Annotated in this window: 15 protein-coding genes; 5 read left to right on the top strand and 10 right to left on the bottom strand. The window is 63.3% G+C overall.

The features are described 5' to 3' along the window. Window positions 1-341: 341 nt before the first annotated feature. The 3 genes from J4D28_RS25040 to J4D28_RS25030 are packed head-to-tail and all read right to left on the bottom strand — an operon-like array spanning window position 342 to window position 2518. On the bottom strand, window positions 342-728 hold the full coding sequence (locus J4D28_RS25040) for a hypothetical protein (RefSeq protein ID WP_103331672.1): 387 nt from the start codon (window positions 726-728) through the stop codon (window positions 342-344). A 21-nt stretch (window positions 729-749) separates the two neighbouring features. After that, window positions 750-1136 (bottom strand): hypothetical protein, encoded by a 387-nt coding sequence (locus tag J4D28_RS25035; RefSeq protein ID WP_038577387.1) that lies wholly within the window; start codon window positions 1134-1136, stop codon window positions 750-752. Further along, window positions 1133-2518 (bottom strand): hypothetical protein, encoded by a 1386-nt coding sequence (locus tag J4D28_RS25030; protein WP_103331671.1) that lies wholly within the window; start codon window positions 2516-2518, stop codon window positions 1133-1135. Before J4D28_RS25030 ends, J4D28_RS25035 begins: the two co-directional genes overlap by 4 nt. A 513-nt stretch (window positions 2519-3031) precedes the next feature. Here J4D28_RS25030 and J4D28_RS25020 point away from each other — a divergent pair. Then, entirely contained in the window at window positions 3032-3310 is a 279-nt protein-coding gene (locus tag J4D28_RS25020) for a hypothetical protein (protein ID WP_103331670.1), read from the top strand. A gap of 206 nt (window positions 3311-3516) precedes the next feature. Here J4D28_RS25020 and J4D28_RS25015 read toward each other — a convergent pair whose 3' ends face one another. The 3 genes from J4D28_RS25015 to J4D28_RS25005 are packed head-to-tail and all read right to left on the bottom strand — an operon-like array spanning window position 3517 to window position 7115. Next, window positions 3517-4542 carry a histone deacetylase family protein gene (locus J4D28_RS25015; protein WP_103331669.1) on the bottom strand — a complete coding sequence of 342 codons (1026 nt, stop codon included), beginning with the start codon at window positions 4540-4542 and terminating at the stop codon, window positions 3517-3519. A 10-nt stretch (window positions 4543-4552) separates the two neighbouring features. After that, a complete protein-coding gene (locus J4D28_RS25010; protein ID WP_103331668.1) occupies window positions 4553-5782 on the bottom strand; it encodes a Zn-dependent hydrolase in 1230 nt (409 codons plus the stop codon). 28 nt (window positions 5783-5810) lie between these two features. Beyond that, window positions 5811-7115, bottom strand: a complete 1305-nt coding sequence (locus J4D28_RS25005; protein WP_009050031.1) for an MFS transporter — start codon at window positions 7113-7115, stop codon at window positions 5811-5813. Window positions 7116-7297: 182 nt separating this feature from the next. On the opposite strand from J4D28_RS25005, the gene J4D28_RS25000 reads away from it, so the two are divergent. Then, on the top strand, window positions 7298-8233 hold the full coding sequence (locus J4D28_RS25000; protein WP_038577371.1) for a LysR family transcriptional regulator: 936 nt from the start codon (window positions 7298-7300) through the stop codon (window positions 8231-8233). Here the strand turns inward: J4D28_RS25000 and J4D28_RS24995 are convergent. From J4D28_RS24995 to J4D28_RS24985, 3 genes are read right to left on the bottom strand one after another with little or no spacing between them, the layout of a single operon-like run. Beyond that, window positions 8227-9156 carry a glyoxylate/hydroxypyruvate reductase A gene (locus J4D28_RS24995; RefSeq protein ID WP_103331667.1) on the bottom strand — a complete coding sequence of 310 codons (930 nt, stop codon included), beginning with the start codon at window positions 9154-9156 and terminating at the stop codon, window positions 8227-8229. The genes J4D28_RS25000 and J4D28_RS24995 overlap by 7 nt on opposite strands. Continuing rightward, on the bottom strand, window positions 9153-9908 hold the full coding sequence (locus J4D28_RS24990) for a class II aldolase/adducin family protein (protein ID WP_009050034.1): 756 nt from the start codon (window positions 9906-9908) through the stop codon (window positions 9153-9155). Before J4D28_RS24990 ends, J4D28_RS24995 begins: the two co-directional genes overlap by 4 nt. Then, complete coding sequence (locus tag J4D28_RS24985) at window positions 9905-11206, bottom strand: MFS transporter (RefSeq protein ID WP_009050035.1); 1302 nt, start codon at window positions 11204-11206, stop codon at window positions 9905-9907. Before J4D28_RS24985 ends, J4D28_RS24990 begins: the two co-directional genes overlap by 4 nt. A 155-nt stretch (window positions 11207-11361) precedes the next feature. Between J4D28_RS24985 and J4D28_RS24980 the strand changes: the two genes are divergently transcribed. Further along, window positions 11362-12348 (top strand): LysR family transcriptional regulator, encoded by a 987-nt coding sequence (locus J4D28_RS24980; protein ID WP_103331666.1) that lies wholly within the window; start codon window positions 11362-11364, stop codon window positions 12346-12348. Between the two features lies 1 nt (window position 12349). On the opposite strand, the gene mrdA is transcribed toward J4D28_RS24980, so the two are convergent. Further along, the gene (mrdA, locus tag J4D28_RS24975; protein WP_103331665.1) at window positions 12350-14242 is read right to left on the bottom strand and encodes a penicillin-binding protein 2; all 1893 of its coding nucleotides are present in this window, start codon (window positions 14240-14242) and stop codon (window positions 12350-12352) included. 243 nt (window positions 14243-14485) lie between these two features. Here mrdA and J4D28_RS24970 point away from each other — a divergent pair, with 243 nt between their 5' ends. Both J4D28_RS24970 and J4D28_RS24965 read left to right on the top strand, forming a co-directional pair. Next, window positions 14486-15418 carry a TIGR03571 family LLM class oxidoreductase gene (locus J4D28_RS24970; protein ID WP_016702437.1) on the top strand — a complete coding sequence of 311 codons (933 nt, stop codon included), beginning with the start codon at window positions 14486-14488 and terminating at the stop codon, window positions 15416-15418. Then, window positions 15408-16412, top strand: coding sequence for a zinc-binding dehydrogenase (locus tag J4D28_RS24965; RefSeq protein ID WP_009050039.1), 1005 nt, complete (start codon window positions 15408-15410; stop codon window positions 16410-16412). The genes J4D28_RS24970 and J4D28_RS24965 overlap by 11 nt, the downstream gene beginning before the upstream one ends. Window positions 16413-16484 lie beyond the last annotated feature (72 nt).

Below are 16484 nucleotides of genomic sequence, written 5' to 3'. Positions count from 1 at the left end.
AGTTTGGCCCGTGGCCAGCCTTGCCTTTAAGAAGCAAAACCTGCGCCACGGAACAAACCGCGCCAGGGCATCTTGACGTTAACGTAAAGCGGATGGCAAGTGCCGTATGGCGCAAAGGAGACGCCTGCGTCATCGCCCATCGCGGGCCATCGAGCCTCGCCCGGCCGCTCCTACAGATGCCGGTGTCTCTGCAGGAGCGAGGCTTGCCCGCGAAGCGATTTCACAACCACAGCAATCAGAACTTCCAGGCTGAGGCTACGGATGCATTCGCCGAGACAGGTGCACCTGTACAGGTCACTGCCACTTTGCTTTGCAGACAGGCAGGCAGAAATACGCACGATTTATTTGTGCCAACCTACAACTTTGCCAATGACCCATAGGAGAAAAGCAAAGCCCAGAAGCCCGATTACGCTCCACTGCAGCACTACCAGCTTTCGTTTAAACGGCGCGGGAAAATTGTTTAAATCCTCGGCACTCAACTCCCCCCTTTTGAGATAAAAACCGGGAAACGTCACGATCCCGGAGATCCCCCCAATCAGCAAAAGCTTCCCCCAGGGACCGCCGTGCCTTAACGGAGCGCGCACCATGATGGCTGAACAGTTTTTCAGATGGTCCAAGAGTTCATCCAGCTTGGTATAAGCCATGTGCAACGCGACACCGATCCAGACAAATACGCCGAGAATCACGACTCCGCCCAGGTAGCCGAAAACGATCTCAGGGGTATTCATTGGCAGCTCTCGTAAATGACCTCAAACAACACCCAGCTTGACCACCGCCGCAAGGCCCGTCATGACCAATAGCAGCCCTAATCCACTCCACTGCAGCACGACCAACTTGCGCTTAAGCGCCGCAGGAAACCCAAGCAAATCCTCGGCACTGACCCAACCACGCTTAAGGTGAAAATTGGGGAAGGTCACAAAACTGGCAATGCTCCCGACCAGAATCAGTTTCCCCCATGGACCACCGTGCCTGAGCGTGGTCAATGTGCTGAGCACAGCACTGTTCTTCAGATGATCCAACATCAAGTCCATCTTGGTGTAGGCCATGTGCAAGTAGATACCGAGCGAAATAAATATCCCTGCAAAATCGACGAGGCCGACCACCAGAAATATTTTGTCTGCCGTATTCAGGCTCATTTGACTGCCTCATAAATTTTCTCAGCCATTGCTTCTCCGGCAGTTTCACCAAGGGCACCAGCAGCAAAAGAAGCGCCCCCTACCACCACCACACCACAAGCCAAAGAAGCTAAGCCACCTGTTGGAATACCCAATCCAACGCACAATGCTCCGACTGTGTTGCCTGTTAACACCGCACCTGAGAACGCACCACCTGCGACCCCACCAGCAAAGCCCCCCATCTTCGTGAACTTGACCCGCTCACAAGCCTCGGTGTTGCCTGCCGTACAGACGTCCTGAACCTTCATATAAGAAGCTCCACCGCCAAGAGCCGTGCCGATCCAGCCGCCATACTTGACGACTTTAGCCGCCTTGGCCACTCCCTCGATGTGCGTGGCATAACCGGGAATCTGCTCCGCGGCCCCGGCCTTGGTCCAGCGGTGAACCAGACTGCGGCTGGAGATCCCCAGGGCACTTTTCAAGTTCGGATGATCGGGGAAGCCAATGCCTTTTCGGGTCATGGAGGTTAGTCGGGTATTGAGCTGTGCCAGCAGCTTTTTACGTTCGGCAAAGAACTCCGGCGACCGCAGGTGGCCCTCTTTCTGGAACGTGCGTTGATGCAACGCTTCGATGTCACGCAGCGTGGTTTTGACGTCTTCCAGGTTCTTGGCAAACATCGCTTCACCGATGCCGATAGCCGTTGAACCCTGGGCCAGAAAGTTTTCGATTTCGTCTCGGTGCCTGGCCATGAAGTTCGCTTCTTCCGCGCTGAGCGGTTTGAGTGCGTCATTGGTCTTGGCCGCGGCCTCCATCAGCAACCCTTCTTCGCGGGTACATTGCAGGTTATTGGGATCGCTGAGCAGGATCATCGAGCCCGCTTTGACGTCGCTCAAGTCGGGATTCAGCGACTCAAACTTGCTCATCACGGCTGGGTTGCGAGCAGTGAACAGCACGGACTCAAGCTGTTCACGGCTCATGCTTTCAGGCACGACGTAAAAGCCCGGCTCCTGCGGTTGAGGTCTTACGACAGGTTCGGCATCCGGCAACGCAGGCTTGGTTTTTTCTCGCACGCGATGATCCAGGGAACTCGCCGCCCAGCCCTTTCCAGTGATGTGCGAATACTTGCCGAAGGTGTCACAACTCAAAGGGCTGAAAGGGTCATTCGAGACCAGCAGCCAATCGCCCTTTTCTACGCTTGCCAGGATTTCACGCAGATCATCGTTCGATAGATGGCCGCGCGAACTGCCGTGGGCATAAAGCAAATCATCCAGCCCATCGATTCTGTTGCCGTAATGTCCGAGGGCCTGCTGAACCTCGAACCGGGCAAAAAATGGCAACTCGATTTTGTTGAAACCAATTCCTTCACGCTCGCGATCTTGCCGACGAATAAGGCGCAACCCCATTCCCCCTCCTCCCTGATAAACGATGCGTCCAAACAAGCCGTTGAACGCGGCGGATCTATTGATAAGGCGGGGGGATGGTGCTGGCCGTCATCTGTCGGCTCAAGGGAACAGAGCACTTGAACAGGGTAAAACCGTGTATTTCAGGAGAGTCCTACAAGCGTGCCTGTACTTGTCTGACGCTGGAGCCGGATCAAGGTCTGAGATGGCGTATTGGTCGCCTACTCTGTTGTTACGTTCAGTCATTGAGTCGGGGCTTGCACTCATGAAAGAGCATCATTACTCTGCGCCGGTCGTTGCCAAATCAGCGACCGGGTGTAGGAGCCCGAGTATCACACCGTGCACAAGCGCCCAGCTTTTTCTGAGTGTTTTTTGCTGCCCTGTGTTTATGGCGGCTGTGCGCGGGCACGCTTCGGCGTGGCCGGCCGTGTGTCCGGTCTCCTACCCCGCGTACAGCTGCCACCCAGCTTGTAGGAGGGTTGGGTGGTCGCCCACTTAACACACGGAGCTACATCAATGAACGGATTTATCCCGCTTCACAGCACTGCCACCGAGCATCCTGTCCTGCTGATCGATTCCAACGCCTCGCTGGTGGACTTACTGGCCTGCGCCGACCGGCGCGTTCGCGCCATTCACAAACTGATGAACAGCCTGTCTTGCATGACCGCGCGTACCGCGGATGAAAGTGATTTGTTCCAGATCGCCGATATCGCCTCGCTGCTGCTGAGCGATGGCGTAGCGTTGCTGGATGTTGCCCAGGGTAAGGCGATGCAAGGGCCGTCTCTAAGCGCTTAAGCTTCCCCTCCCGACGTCCTCTGCGACAGCCTGTTGCAGGCACTAAAAAAGCCCCTGGATCTTTTGATTCGGGGCTTTGCTATGAGGGGCGTTCAGGGGTGGCGCGTTATCGTTAACGTTCATCGCGGGCAAGCCTCGCTCCTACAGAAGCACCACTGTCTGTAGGAGCGAGGCTTGCCCGCGAAGCGATCTGACAACCACCGCAATCAGAGTTTCCAGGCCCCAGCCTCGGCAAAGAATGCCCGTGCGTTGTCTTCCAGGCTTTCCAGGTGGTAGCCGCCTTCCTGCACGATCAAACACGGCAGGCCGAGGCTGCGGATGCGTTCGCCGAGGCGGGCGAAACCGGCGCGGGTTACCGCGACTTTGCTTTGTGGGTCGAGTTCGTAGATGTCGAAGCCCAGGGACAGCACCAGTACTTGCGCGTCGAAGGTCTTTACCGCCGCCAGGGCGGTTTCCAGTTGGGCGAGGAAATCGGCTTCGCTGGCGCCGTGGGCCATGGGCAGGTTGAGGTTGTAGCCCAGCCCCGCGCCGCTGCCGCGCTCGTCGGCGAAGCCGGCGACGCCCGGGTAGAAGTTGGTCGGGTCGCCGTGCACCGAGACGTACAGCACGTCGTCGCGCTCGTAGAAGATTTCCTGGATGCCCTGGCCGTGGTGCATGTCGGTGTCCAGCACCGCGACCCGGGCGAACTTCTCGCGCAGCACCTGGGCGGCGATCGCCGCGTTGTTCAGGTAGCAGAAGCCGCCGGCGGCTTCGGCCCGGGCGTGGTGGCCCGGCGGGCGGCACAGGGCGTAGGCGGCCGGTTCGCCGTCGAGCAGGGCCCGGGCGCCGGCAATCGCGCTTTGCGCCGACCAGTAGGCTGAACGCCAGGTCAGCTCGCCCACCGGGCAGCTGCCATCGGCCAGGTAACGCGCGGCCTGGGCGAGGATGCCGCGCAGGGCGTTGGGTTCGCCGACGAAGATGTTCGACATCACCTCCTCGCCCCAGTCTTCGGGAATTTCCTTCCAGCGCTGGTGAGCTTCCTTGAGGAACTGCAGGTACGCCGCGCCGTGCACCGCCAGCAGCGGCTCCAGGCCGGCATCCTCCGGTTGCTGCACGTCAAAGCCCAGGGAGTGCGCGGCCTGCACCAGGCGCTGGGCGCGCTCGGGCACTTCCTGGGGCGTGCGCATCTGGCCGCGGGAGTAATAGCTGCGCGGGTGGTGCAGCAGCTGTTCGGGGTGGAAAAAACTGCGCATGACCTTCTCCTTATTCGACCCGGCCGGCGCGGGCCAGCACGGCGTTGAGCAATACGTCGGTGCCCTGGCGCACGTCCTCGGGCAAGACGTCTTCGGCTTCGTTGTGGCTCAGGCCGCCGACGCAAGGGATGAAGACCATGGCCGTCGGGCAGAACCGCGCCAGATGAATCGCGTCGTGGCCGGCGCCGCTGACGATCGATTGTTGAGCGTAGCCCAGGCCGTCCACCGCCTGCTGCACCGCCGCCACGCAGTCGGCATCGAAGGGCGTGGCCGGGCTGATCCAGTGCGGGCTGATGGTCACCTTCAGTTGGCGTTGCTCGGCGATGGCGCCAAGCCGCGCGCGCACCTCCTGCTCCATGGCGGCGATGGCGCTGTCGCGGTGGTGCCGCAAATCGACGGTGAATTGCAACAGGCCGGGAATGGTGTTGCGCGAGGACTTGGCGATGCTCAGCTCGCCGACGGTGGTCAGGCCCTCGGGGGCGAAATCCGTGGCCAGGGTTTCGATTGCCAGGATCATCTGCGCGGCGCCGTAGAGCGCGTCCTTGCGCAGCGGCATCGGCGTGGTGCCGGCGTGGGCGGCCATGCCTTCGACCTGCACGTCGAGCCAGCGGATCGCCTGGCCGCCGCTGACCACGCCGATGCTCTTGGCGTTGTCCTCGAGGATCGGCCCCTGCTCGATATGCGCCTCGAAATAGGTATCCACCGCCCCGCCCAGGGGCCGTGTGCCGGCATAACCGGTGGCGTGCAGCGCCTCGGCGACGCTGATGCCATCGGCGTCGCGCACCGCCAGGGCGGTCTCCAGGTCCATGATCCCGGTGAACACCGCCGAGCCGAACATGGCCGGGGTGAAACGCGCGCCCTCCTCGTTGGTCCACACCGCCACTTCCAGCGGCTTGCGGGTCTGGATCTGCAGATCGTTGAGGCGGCGCACCACCTCCAGGCCGGCGAGCACGCCGTACACGCCATCGAAGCGCCCGCCTTCGGGCTGGGTGTCGAGGTGGCTGCCCATCATCACCGGGGCGGCGTCGGGGTCACTGCCCGGGCGGCGGGCAAACAGGTTGCCGATAGGGTCGACGCTCAGGCTCATGCCGGCCTCCAGGCACCAGCGGGCGAACAGTTCGCGCCCGGCCTTGTCGTCCTCGCTCAGGGCCAGGCGGCAGCTGCCGCCACGGGCGGTCGCGCCGATTTTGGCCATGGCCATCAGGCTCGCCCACAGGCGTTCGCCGTTGATCTTCAACATGCTTCGGTTCTCCGGATGCGATAAAAACTCAAGCCATTTCCAGGCGGTGGGCGGCAGCATGCCGGCGAGACAAGGCCAGCACGCAGAGCAGCGAGATGGTCGCGATCAGGCTGTAGAACAGCGCCATCGGCCACCACTGGCCGGCGAACTGGTGGGCCAGCCAGGTGCCGATCAGCGGCGTCAGGCCACCGGCCACGGCGCCGCAGACCTGATAGGCCAGGGAGATCGCGGTGTAGCGCACGCGGGTCTCGAACATGCCGCTGACGTAGCCGGCGATCACCGCGTAGAAGGACGCCATGCACACCACGGCCAGGGCGATGCCGAGGATGATCAGCGGCGCCTGGCCGCTGCTCACCAGCACGAACATCGGGTACGGCGACGCCATGGCCAGCAACGACGCCAGGCACAGGAAACGCGTGGCGCCGAGCTTCTCGGCGGTCCAGGCCGCCAGCGGCTGGATGCAGAACTGGATGATTGCCACCACGAACAGGCATTCCAGGATCAGCGAACGCGGCAACCCCAGTTGCTGGGTGCTGTAGGCAATCATGAAGGTGTTGGTGAAATACACCCCGGCGATGCCCAGGGTATTGGCGCCGATGCACAGCAGCAGCGGGCGCCAGGCGCTTTGCAGCACTTCCATCACCGGCGCCTGCTCCTTGCGCTGGGCCTTGTGCGCCTGCTCGCGGCTGGCGAGGAATTCCGGCGACTCATTGACCCCCAGGCGAATCGCCAGGCCCACCACCAGCAACAGTGCGCTGGCGAGGAACGGCAGGCGCCAGCCCCAGCTCATCAGGTCTTCTTCGGGCAGGCGGGTGACCGCGCTGAAAGCCAGCAGCGACAGGATCAACCCGGCCGGGCTGCCCAGCTGGGCGAAGGAGGCGAAGAAGTTGCGCCGGCCCTTGGGCGCATGCTCGCCGGCCATCAACACCGCCCCGCCCCACTCGCCACCGACGGCAATGCCCTGGACGATGCGCAGCAGGATCAGCAGCACCGGCGCCGTCGCGCCGATCTGTGCATAAGTCGGCAGCAGGCCGATGCACACCGTGACCACGCCCATCATCAGCAGGGTGATCACCAGGGACTTCTTGCGCCCGATGCGATCGCCGATATGGCCGAACACGATGCCGCCCAGTGGCCGGGCGAAGAAGCCCACGGCGAAGGTGCCGAAGGCCGCCATGGTGCTGAACAGTTTGTCGTCGGAGGGGAAGAACAAGGCGCCGAACACCAGCGCCGCAGCGGTGGCGTAGATGTAGAAGTCGTACCACTCGATCATGGTGCCGATAAAGGCGGCGGCCGCCGCACGGCGCGGCTGGGGCGAAGCGGAAGGCTTCATGGATCGTGCTCCTTTGATTATTTTTCTGGCAGGAGAGAACGGGAACGCAGAGGCACTCTGGCGGCGCCTGTCTGGGAGGGATTTATCGTCGCGGGCCTATAATTAGTCAATTTTCTATTTATTATGCTGATTATTACCTCTGCTTATTATCAGTCCTGTCCTTCGACCCAGAGCCCTGCGCCATGTCCAACCGCCTGCCCGACCGCCTGCTCAACGACCGCCTGGACTGGAACCTGCTGCGCACCTTTCGGGTGATCGGCCAGGAGCTGAGCATCAGCCGCGCGGCCGCCCGCCTGCACCTGACCCAGCCGGCGGTGAGCCAGGCCCTCAAGCGCCTGGAGGAACAATTGGGCCGCCAGTTGATTGCCCGGCGCGGGCCACGTTTTGCCCTGACCGAAGTCGGCGAGCAGATCTTCCACCTGGCCGGCGAGATCTACGGGCAGATGTCCCAGGTCAGCGGCGTGCTGGAGCAGCCGGCCGACGAGGTGATCGGCAAGGTGCGCCTGCTGATGATCAGCCGGATCTTTTCCGAGCGTTTCGATGACTTCCTCGCCGACTTCCATCGCCAGCATCCGCGGGTCGACCTGGAGATCGAGGTGATGCGCAGCTCGGACATCGTCAGCGCCCTGCAGGAAAAAACCGCGACCCTCGGCCTGAGCCTCAACCGCCGGCCTCAGCCGCGCCTGGAACAGCGGTTGTTCCTGCGCCAGCGCTATGCGTTTTTCTGCGGCAAGCACCATGCCCTGTTCGGCCAGCAGAAGGTGGCCGAAGGCGATTTGCAGCGGGAGAATTTCGTCAGTTTCACCAGCGACCAGATCGGCGGCATGCTCTCGCCGCTGACCATCTTTCGCGACCAGCAGGGTTTCAGCGGGCGCATCGTCGCCTCGTCGCCAAGCCTGGAGGAAGTGCGGCGCCTGGTGATCGCCGGCTACGGCATCGGCTGCCTGCCCGAGCATGTGGTGGCGGCCGATGTCGACGCCGGGCTGCTGTGGCGCCTGCCGCCCCACGACGGCATCGCCGACGTCGACATCCATCTGCTGTGGAACCGTGAACAGCGCATGAGCCGCGCCGAGACGGTCTTTATCGAAACCTTGCAGGCCTGCCTGGGCGCTCAGTAACCCTGGGCCCTGTCCACTTCGTTCAACAGCGGCTCGCCGGCTTGCAGGCGCCGCAGGTTGTCCGCCACCTGCTCGGCAATGCAATCGTGGGAGGCCGCCGAGGCCATGTGCGGAGTGAGGGTGACCCCGGGCGTGGTCCACAGCGGATCATCGGCCGGCAGCGGTTCCTGCTCGAACACGTCGAGCAAGGCGCCGCGCAGTTGGCCGCTGGCCAGGGCCTGGCGCAAGTCGTCGAGGTTGAGGTGGCCGCCCCGCCCGACATTGACCAGCGCCGCGCCGCGGGCCAGCCGGGCAAAGCTGTCTCGCCCGAGAATGCCGCGGGTCTCGGCAGTCAGCGGCAACAGGTTGATCAGCAGTTCCACTTCATCGAGAAAGGGCTCCAGTTGCCCCGGCCCGACGAAGGTCTGCACCCCCGCCAGGCTCTTGGCACTGCGCGCCCAGCCACGCACGTCATAACCGGCGGCGGCCAGGTCGAGGGCAATGGCGCTACCCAGGGAACCCAGGCCCATGACCCCGACCTTGAACTGCCGCGCCGGCCGTTGCAGCGGTCGCTCCCAGTGCCGTTCGCGCTGCTGCTCGAGCACCCGGTCGAAGCCGCGGTGAAAGTGGATCACCGCCCAGCGCAGGTACTCGGTCATGCCCTGGCGGTGCCCCGGGTCCACCACCCGGCAGATCGGCAGGTCCGGGCACGAAGGGTCGTGTTCCAGGTGGTCGATGCCCGCGGCCACCGAATGAATCACTTGCAGGTTGGGCAAACGCCCCAGGCTGCCGGCGGGTGGAAACCAGCAGGCGGCCATGGGTGCCTGGGCGGCACGCGGGTCGTCGGCCAGTACCGCCTGCAGCTGTGGCACGCAGCGGGCGAAGGCGGCCTGCAGTTGCTTGAGCAACAGGCTGTCGCGGGACAGCAGCACCACGATGCTCATGACAGATAGGACTCGCGCTGGGACTCGATCAGGGTCAGGGCGGCTTCCCAGGCCAGTTCGATGATGTTGTCGGCGTCGTCGCGTTCGAACTGTTCGGCGGTGTGGGCGCAGACTTCCGGCGACGGGTAGTTCAGCTCGCAACCGCCGGCCAGCGCCTGGACCTGGGCCTGGCAGGCGCGCTCGAGGAAATGGATCTCCTGGAAGGCGTGGGCGACGCTGGCACCACCCACCAACAGGCCGTGGTTGCGCAGGATCATCGCCTTGTGCGGGCCGAGGTCGGCGATCAGGCGCTCGCGCTCGTCCAGGGACAGGGCGATGCCTTCATAGGTGTGGTACGCCAGCTTGCCGTAGAACTTCAGCGCATGCTGGCTGATGGGCAACAGCCCCTGTTTCTGCGCGGCCACCGCCATGCCGGCAGCGGTGTGGGTGTGGATCACGCAGTTGAGGTCCGGGCGCGCCATGTGGATCGCCGAGTGAATGACGAAGCCGGCGGCGTTGACCCGGTGCCCGGCGTAATGTGGATCGACGATGCGCCCTTGCTGGTCGATGCGCACCAGGTCGCTGGCACGCATGCGGTCGAAAATCACCCCGTAGCGGTTGATCAAAAAGTGATGCTCGGGCCCTGGAATACGCAGGGTGATGTGGGTGTCGATCAGGTCGGTCATGCGAAAGTGCGCGACCAGTCGATACAGGGCCGCCAGCTCGCAGCGGGCCTGCCATTCAATCGGGCTCATGTGTTCAGGTTTGCTCACGAATACACCTCTTTGGCAGCGTGGTGGACGGTAGGGTTGGCGCGCAGCCGGGCCAGGCCGCAGACGCCGATCAATGACAGGGCCGACAGCAGGCTGAAGAACACCGCCAGCGGCAGCCACTGCCCCGAGAATTTGCTGGCCAGCAAGGTGCCGATCAGCGGCGTGCTGCCACCGGCGACCGCGCAGGCCAGTTGGTAGGCGATGGAGATCCCCGAGTAGCGCAGGTGCACCGGGAAGGCCTGGGTCATGTAGCCGGCGATCACCGCGTACAGCGCCGAGAGAATCACCACCGCCAGGGCGATGCCGAGGGTCATCAGCACAATGTTCTGGGTGCCGACCAACAGGAACATCGGGTACGGCGTGGCCATGCACAGCAGCGCCACCCACTTGAGGAAGCGCCCCTCGCCGATACGCTCGGCCAGCAACGCGGAGAGCGGCTGCGACAGCAGTTGGATGATCGTCACCAGGAACAGGCAATCGAGAATGGTCGCCCGGGAAATACCCTGGTACTGGGTGACGTAGGTGATCATGAAGGTGTTGGTGAAGAAGAAGCCGGCCGAGCCGATGGTCACCGCGGCGGCGGCGAACAGGATCTGCTTCCAGCAGCTGCGCAGCACTTCCATCACCGGGTACTGGGCGGTCTCATTGTTGGCCCGGGCCTTGGCGAACTCTGGCGACTCATGCACGCCGGAGCGGATCATCAGGCCGAACATCATCAGCACGCCGCTGGCGAGGAACGGCAGGCGCCAACCCCAGTCGAGGAAGTCCTGCTGGTCGAGGCTGGTCACCAGGCGGAAGGCGATCAACGCCAGCAGCAGGCCGGCCGGGCTGCCGAGCTGGGCAAAGGAAGCGTAGAAAGTCTTGCGCCTGGCCGGAGCATGTTCGCTGGCCATCAGCACCGCCCCGCCCCACTCGCCGCCCACGGAAATGCCCTGGATGATGCGCAGCACGATCAGGCCGATGGGCGCCCAGATACCGACGCTGGCATAGCTGGGCAACAGGCCGATGCCGGTGGTGGCCAGGCCCATCAGCGCCATGGTCACCAGCAGCATTTTCTTGCGCCCGAGGCGATCGCCCAGATGGCCGAACACCATGCCGGCCATGGGCCGGGCGATGAAGCCCACGGCGAAGCTGCCGAACGCCGCCAGGGTACTCATCACCGGGTCGCTGCTGGGAAAGAACACCTGACCGAGGACCAGGGCCGCGGCCGTGGCATAGATATAGAAGTCGTAGAACTCGATGGTCGTGCCGATAAAGGCCGCCGCCGCGGCTCTGCGCGGTTGAGGGGTGGTGTGCATGCAAGGACCCTGTGTAATTGTAGTTTTGGGCAGGTGCGGAAGGCTTGGATCACGGCGCTCTGCGGCGCTTGTGGGCTTTATCGCCGGCGTGCCAGGATTAGTCAATTTTCAAATCCTTATCCTTGCTATTAGCACAGCTACTAGATGGAGCCGCCATGCCTACACCACTCTCCACGTCCAACCCCTGGGTCGGCCGGCGTTTCCTCAACGATCGCCTGGACTGGAACCTGCTGCGCACCTACCTGATGATCGGCCAGGAAGGCAGCATGAGCCGCGCCGCCGCGCGCCTGCACATCACCCAGTCGGCGGTCAGCCAGGCCCTCAAGCGCCTGGAGGAACAGCTTGATTGCGTGTTGATCGCCCGCAGCGGGCGACGCTTCGAGCTGACGGAAACCGGGGAGGAAGTGCTGCGCATCGCCACCGATATCTACGGCGATATTTCCCGCCTGGGCACCGTGGTGGAGAGCCGCAACGACGACGTGGTGGGCAAGATCCGCATCCTCACCGTCAGCGGCGTGCAGGCGCCGCACTACGATGAGTTCCTCGCCGATTTCCATGAGGCCCACCCGAAAATCGAGCTGGAAGTCGAGGTGATGGGCAGCTCGGACATCATCAGTTCGCTGCTGCAAAAGACCGCGACCCTGGGGGTCGGGTTGTGCCGTCTGCCGCAGCCCAGGCTGGAGCAGCGGGTGCTGTTTCGCGAGCGGTATGCCTACTTCTGCGGCCAACGTCACCGGCTGTTCGGCCAGCAGAGTCTGAGCCTGCAACAACTGGCCAACGAGAACTTCGTCAGCTTCACCAGCGACCAGTTGGGGGGCAACCTGTCACCGCTGACGCTGTTTCGCGACCAGCAGGGCTTTACCGGCAAGATCGTCGCCTCCTCCACCAGTTTCGAAGAGATTTATCGCCTGGTCTGCGCAGGGTTCGGTATCGGCTGCCTGCCGATCCACCTGGTCAAACGGAATGTCGAGCAAGGGCTGCTCTGGCGTTTGCCGCCGGACGAGGGCGTGGTGGATTTCGATATCCAGCTGCTGTGGCACCGGGAACAGAAGATGAGCCAGGCCGAAACCCTGTTCCTGGACAGCATCCAGCACATGCTCAGTATTCGTGAGCAGGTGCCGGACAGCCTGATGTTCAAATGACTCAGGCGTGGGGAACGTCCGGCCCCTTGCCGGGGCTGGCGTATTGCGGCTTCAGGTGGCCTTGCTGGTCGAGCAGCCAGGCATCCATGACCTGACGCACCACCGGCCCCGCGACCCGGCCACCGGCCTCGCCGTTCTCGATCATCACCGCCACCACGATCTGCGGGTGCTCGGCCGGGGCGAAACCGACGAACAGGGCATTGTCGCGATGACGCTCGTGGGTCTTGAGCCGGTTGTAACGCTCGCCCTGCTTGATCGCCACCACCTGCGCCGTACCGCTCTTGCCGGCGATGCGGTATTGCGCGCCGGCCGCTGCGTCGCGCGCGGTGCCGCGGGGCGCGTGCATCACCATCTGCATGCCATGGCTGACCAGGTCCCAGTCGACCGGGTCCTTGAGCTGGATATTCGGCATCGGGTGTTCGTCCACCGGCGCCACGCCATCGACGGTCTTGGCCAGATGAGGGCGATTCCACACACCCTTGTTGGCGATCAGCGCCGTCGCCTGGGCCAGCTGCAATGGAGTGACCTGCATGTAGCCTTGGCCGATGCCGAGAATCACCGTCTCGCCGGGGAACCACGGCTGGCGCCGGGTGGCGCGCTTCCAGGCCTGGGACGGCATCAGCCCCGATGCTTCCTCGAACATGTCCAGGGAGACTTTCTCGCCCAGGCCGAACATCGCCAGGTAATCGTGCAGGCGGTCGATACCGAGCTTGTGCGCCAGGTCGTAGAAGTAGGTGTCGTTGGAGCGCATGATCGCCGCGTCCAGGTCCACCCAGCCGTCGCCGCTGTGGTTCCAGTTGCGGTATTTGTGGTCGACGTCCGGCAGTTGGTAGTAACCCGGATCGAACACCCGGGTCGAGGCGTTGACCACCCCGGAATCCAGCCCGGCGATCGCCACTTCCGGCTTGATGGTCGACCCCGGCGCATACAGGCCGCGCAGCACGCGGTTGAACAGCGGCCGGTCGATGGAGTCGCGTAACGCGCTGTACTCCTTGAAGCTGATGCCGGTGACGAACAGGTTCGGGTCGAAGCTCGGCTTGCTGACCATGGCCAGCACTTCGCCGGTCTGCGGATCGAGGGCCACCACCGATCCGCGACGGTCGCCCAGGGCCGCCTCGGCCGCCTCCTGCAACTTCACATCGAGGCTGAGCACGATGTTTTTTCCAGGGATCGGATCGGTGTGCTTGAGCACCCGCATGACCCGGCCCTGGGCGTTGGTTTCCACCTCTTCATAGCCGACATGGCCATGCAGCTCGGACTCGTAGAACCGCTCGATCCCGGTCTTGCCGATCGATTGGGTACCGCGATATTCCACCGAGTCCAGGACCTTGGCTTCCTTCTCGTTGATACGCCCGACATAGCCGATGGAATGGGCGAAGTGCGCGCCCATCGGATAGTGCCGCACAAACTGCGCCTCGACCTCCAGCCCCGGCAGGCGGTACTCGTTGACCGCCAGCACGGCGATCTGCTCTTCGGTCAGTTCATAGAACAGGGTGACCGGCACGAATGGGTGGCGTGACTGCTTCAGCGCCTTGTCGAACAGGACCCGGTCTTCGGCGGGCAGGTGCAGCAGGCTGACCACCTGGTCCAGCTCGCCTTTGAGGTCGGTGGTGCGCTCACGGGTAATGGTCAGGTTGAAACTGGGACGGTTGTCGGCCAGCAGCACGCCGTTGCGGTCGTAGATCAGGCCGCGGGTCGGGGTGATGGGCAGCACATGCACACGATTGTTTTCGGAGATGGTCGAGTGATAGTCGAACTCGACCACCTGCAGGAAGTACAGGCGCCCGATCAGGGTGCAGGTGATGGCGACCACCAACAGAGCACAGGCCAACAGTCTTTTGTTGACCAGCCGCGTCTCTTTTTCGTGGTCCTTGATCGGTATCGGTTCAGGCATTGCTACAGCTTCTCGTGGAATAGTGAACGCTGGTCCGTGCGGGTGAATGTCAGTCCCTTGAAAAACGAGCTGCACCATACCAAAAACCGCCCTGGCGCTTTCATGAAGAATTCGGCCGATTCGTGATGCCCGCTCAAGATTGTTGTTCCGATTCATGCATTTTTCTGTGGGCCGGGCCTGGGGATACTGCTGCCCTGTAATCCCTATGACCGTCTTGCCACGGGCGAGACGCTGGAGCCCTTCATGCACCCTCGGTTTCAACGCCTGCTTGGCAGGAACAACTTTTCCATCGGCCTGGAACTGCCGCTGGACAACGACTGGTCCAGCGCTGGCCAACGCCTGCGCCAGATCGCAGGTCGCCCCTTCGGCGTGCCGGACCTCAAGCAACATGCAACCCTCGCCCGTTTGGCGGACCAGGCCGGCTTTCGTGCGCTGTGGGTACGTGATGTGCCGGTGTACGACCCGAATTTCGGCGATGCCGCTCAGGTCTTCGAAACCTTTTCCTATCTCGGCTACCTGGCCGGTATCACGCACAACATCATGCTCGGGACCGCCGCGGTGGTCCTGCCGCTGCGTCAGCCGTGGCTGACCCTCAAGGCGGCCAACAGCATCGACGAGTTGAGCGATGGTCGCTTGCTGCTGGGGGTCGCAAGTGGTGACCGGCCGATGGAGTATCCGCTGTTCGGCGTCGATTACGCCCAGCGTGGGGAGCTCTTTCGCGATGCGGTCGAGCTGCTGCACAGCCAGGGGCAGGATCGCTTGCCCGAGGGCGCGCATCTGCTGCCACAGCGTCCTGAAGCCGCACCGCTGCTGGTGGCCGGACTGAGCCAGCAATCACCGGCCTGGATCGGTGAGCACATGGACGGCTGGCTGGCCTATCCGGGCACCTCGGAGGAGCACCGCCGACGCGTCGCACTCTGGCGGGAGGTCGGTGGCGACAAACCCTATATCAGCTTCGTCCACCTGGACCTCGCCGCTGACCCGCACGCCCCCATGCAGCGCCTGCGCTTTGGCGGCCGCTGTGGGCGCCTGGCATTGATCGACGAGTTGCAGGCCCTGCGAGAAGCGGGCGTGCAGCATGTCGGCCTGCATCTGCGGCGCAGCGAACGTCCGGTGGCCGAGGCCATCGAGGAAATTGCCGAATTCGTACTGCCGAGGTTTCACCATGCCAACTGAATACAACGCCTGGGGCTGGACCGCAGGGGCCGGCCTGGAAGGCCTTCAACTGATCCGCAAGGTATTGCCGCAACCGGGGCCCAAGGAAGTGTTGATCGCCAATACCGCGATCGCCCTCAACCCGGTGGACTGGAAGATCATCGAGTGGGGGCATGCCGATTGGCATAGCGGCCGGGTGCCTGGTGTCGATGGCGTCGGGGTGGTGGTGGCCGCGGGAGCCGCAGTGACGCTGAAGGTCGGTACGCGAGTGGCTTATCACCAGTCGCTGAGCCGTGATGGCAGCTTCGCCGAGTATTGCCTGCTCGATGCCGATGCGGCGCTGCCGGTTCCTGAGTCACTGGATGACGCGGTTGCCGCCAGCCTGCCCTGCCCCGGCCTGACCGCCTTGCAGGCGCTGGATAAAGTCCCCGTTGTAGGTGCACGTGATGTGCTGGTGGTGGGGGCTGGCGGGGCAGTGGGTTCGCTGCTGGTTCAGTTGGCGGCGCAACGCGGTCTGCGGGTGTGGGCGACAGCGTCCGCCAAGCACCATGCGCGGTTGCTGGCGCAGGGCGCGGTCGGGGTCTTCGACTATCAGGCAGCCACTTGGCAAACCGAGCTGCAATCACGGTTGGGGGAACGTCGCCTGCATGCGCTGTTCGATACCGTCAGCGGCGCTCACGCGCGCAGCCTGGCAGCGCTGCTGGGCTACAACGGGCACCTGGTGTGCATTCAGGATCGTCAGGAGACGACGCCATTGCCGGCGTTCAGCACCGCGATCTCACTCCATGAGGTGGCCCTCAACAGCATTCACGCTTACGGCAGCCGGGCCGACTGGCAACAGCTACGTCAGTACGCCGAACAACTGATGAGCCAAACCGTATCAGGACTGCTGCAACCTGCACCGCTGATTGAGTTCGACTTCAACCAACTGCCGGAGAAACTGCGGGCATTGAAGAGTGGCGAGCAGCATGGCAAGTGGGTAACCCGGCTAACGCACAACAGCCTGGGACGTTAACGCCGGTCAAGGGTGCCTTCGGCTTGAGACGGTCTTGAGTCGAAGCACGCTGCTCTCTGGTGACTGGAAAGG

Source organism: Pseudomonas sp. GW531-T4 (assembly GCF_017349615.1).
GTDB classification, from domain to species: Bacteria; Pseudomonadota; Gammaproteobacteria; order Pseudomonadales; family Pseudomonadaceae; genus Aquipseudomonas; species Aquipseudomonas chlororaphis_I.
This window is presented reverse-complemented; position numbering and strand designations above follow the sequence as displayed.

Excerpts from the sequence above, each read along its gene's own strand:
- J4D28_RS25040 (WP_103331672.1), bottom strand. The coding sequence starts at position 728 with ATGAATACCCCTGAGATCGTTTTCGGCTACCTGGGCGGAGTCGTGATT.
- J4D28_RS25035 (WP_038577387.1), bottom strand. The coding sequence starts at position 1,136 with ATGAGCCTGAATACGGCAGACAAAATATTTCTGGTGGTCGGCCTCGTC.
- J4D28_RS25030 (WP_103331671.1), bottom strand. The coding sequence starts at position 2,518 with ATGGGGTTGCGCCTTATTCGTCGGCAAGATCGCGAGCGTGAAGGAATT.
- J4D28_RS25020 (WP_103331670.1), top strand. The coding sequence starts at position 3,032 with ATGAACGGATTTATCCCGCTTCACAGCACTGCCACCGAGCATCCTGTC.
- J4D28_RS25015 (WP_103331669.1), bottom strand. The coding sequence starts at position 4,542 with ATGCGCAGTTTTTTCCACCCCGAACAGCTGCTGCACCACCCGCGCAGC.
- J4D28_RS25010 (WP_103331668.1), bottom strand. The coding sequence starts at position 5,782 with ATGTTGAAGATCAACGGCGAACGCCTGTGGGCGAGCCTGATGGCCATG.
- J4D28_RS25005 (WP_009050031.1), bottom strand. The coding sequence starts at position 7,115 with ATGAAGCCTTCCGCTTCGCCCCAGCCGCGCCGTGCGGCGGCCGCCGCC.
- J4D28_RS25000 (WP_038577371.1), top strand. The coding sequence starts at position 7,298 with ATGTCCAACCGCCTGCCCGACCGCCTGCTCAACGACCGCCTGGACTGG.
- J4D28_RS24995 (WP_103331667.1), bottom strand. The coding sequence starts at position 9,156 with ATGAGCATCGTGGTGCTGCTGTCCCGCGACAGCCTGTTGCTCAAGCAA.
- J4D28_RS24985 (WP_009050035.1), bottom strand. The coding sequence starts at position 11,206 with ATGCACACCACCCCTCAACCGCGCAGAGCCGCGGCGGCGGCCTTTATC.
- J4D28_RS24980 (WP_103331666.1), top strand. The coding sequence starts at position 11,362 with ATGCCTACACCACTCTCCACGTCCAACCCCTGGGTCGGCCGGCGTTTC.
- mrdA (WP_103331665.1), bottom strand. The coding sequence starts at position 14,242 with ATGCCTGAACCGATACCGATCAAGGACCACGAAAAAGAGACGCGGCTG.
- J4D28_RS24970 (WP_016702437.1), top strand. The coding sequence starts at position 14,486 with ATGCACCCTCGGTTTCAACGCCTGCTTGGCAGGAACAACTTTTCCATC.
- J4D28_RS24965 (WP_009050039.1), top strand. The coding sequence starts at position 15,408 with ATGCCAACTGAATACAACGCCTGGGGCTGGACCGCAGGGGCCGGCCTG.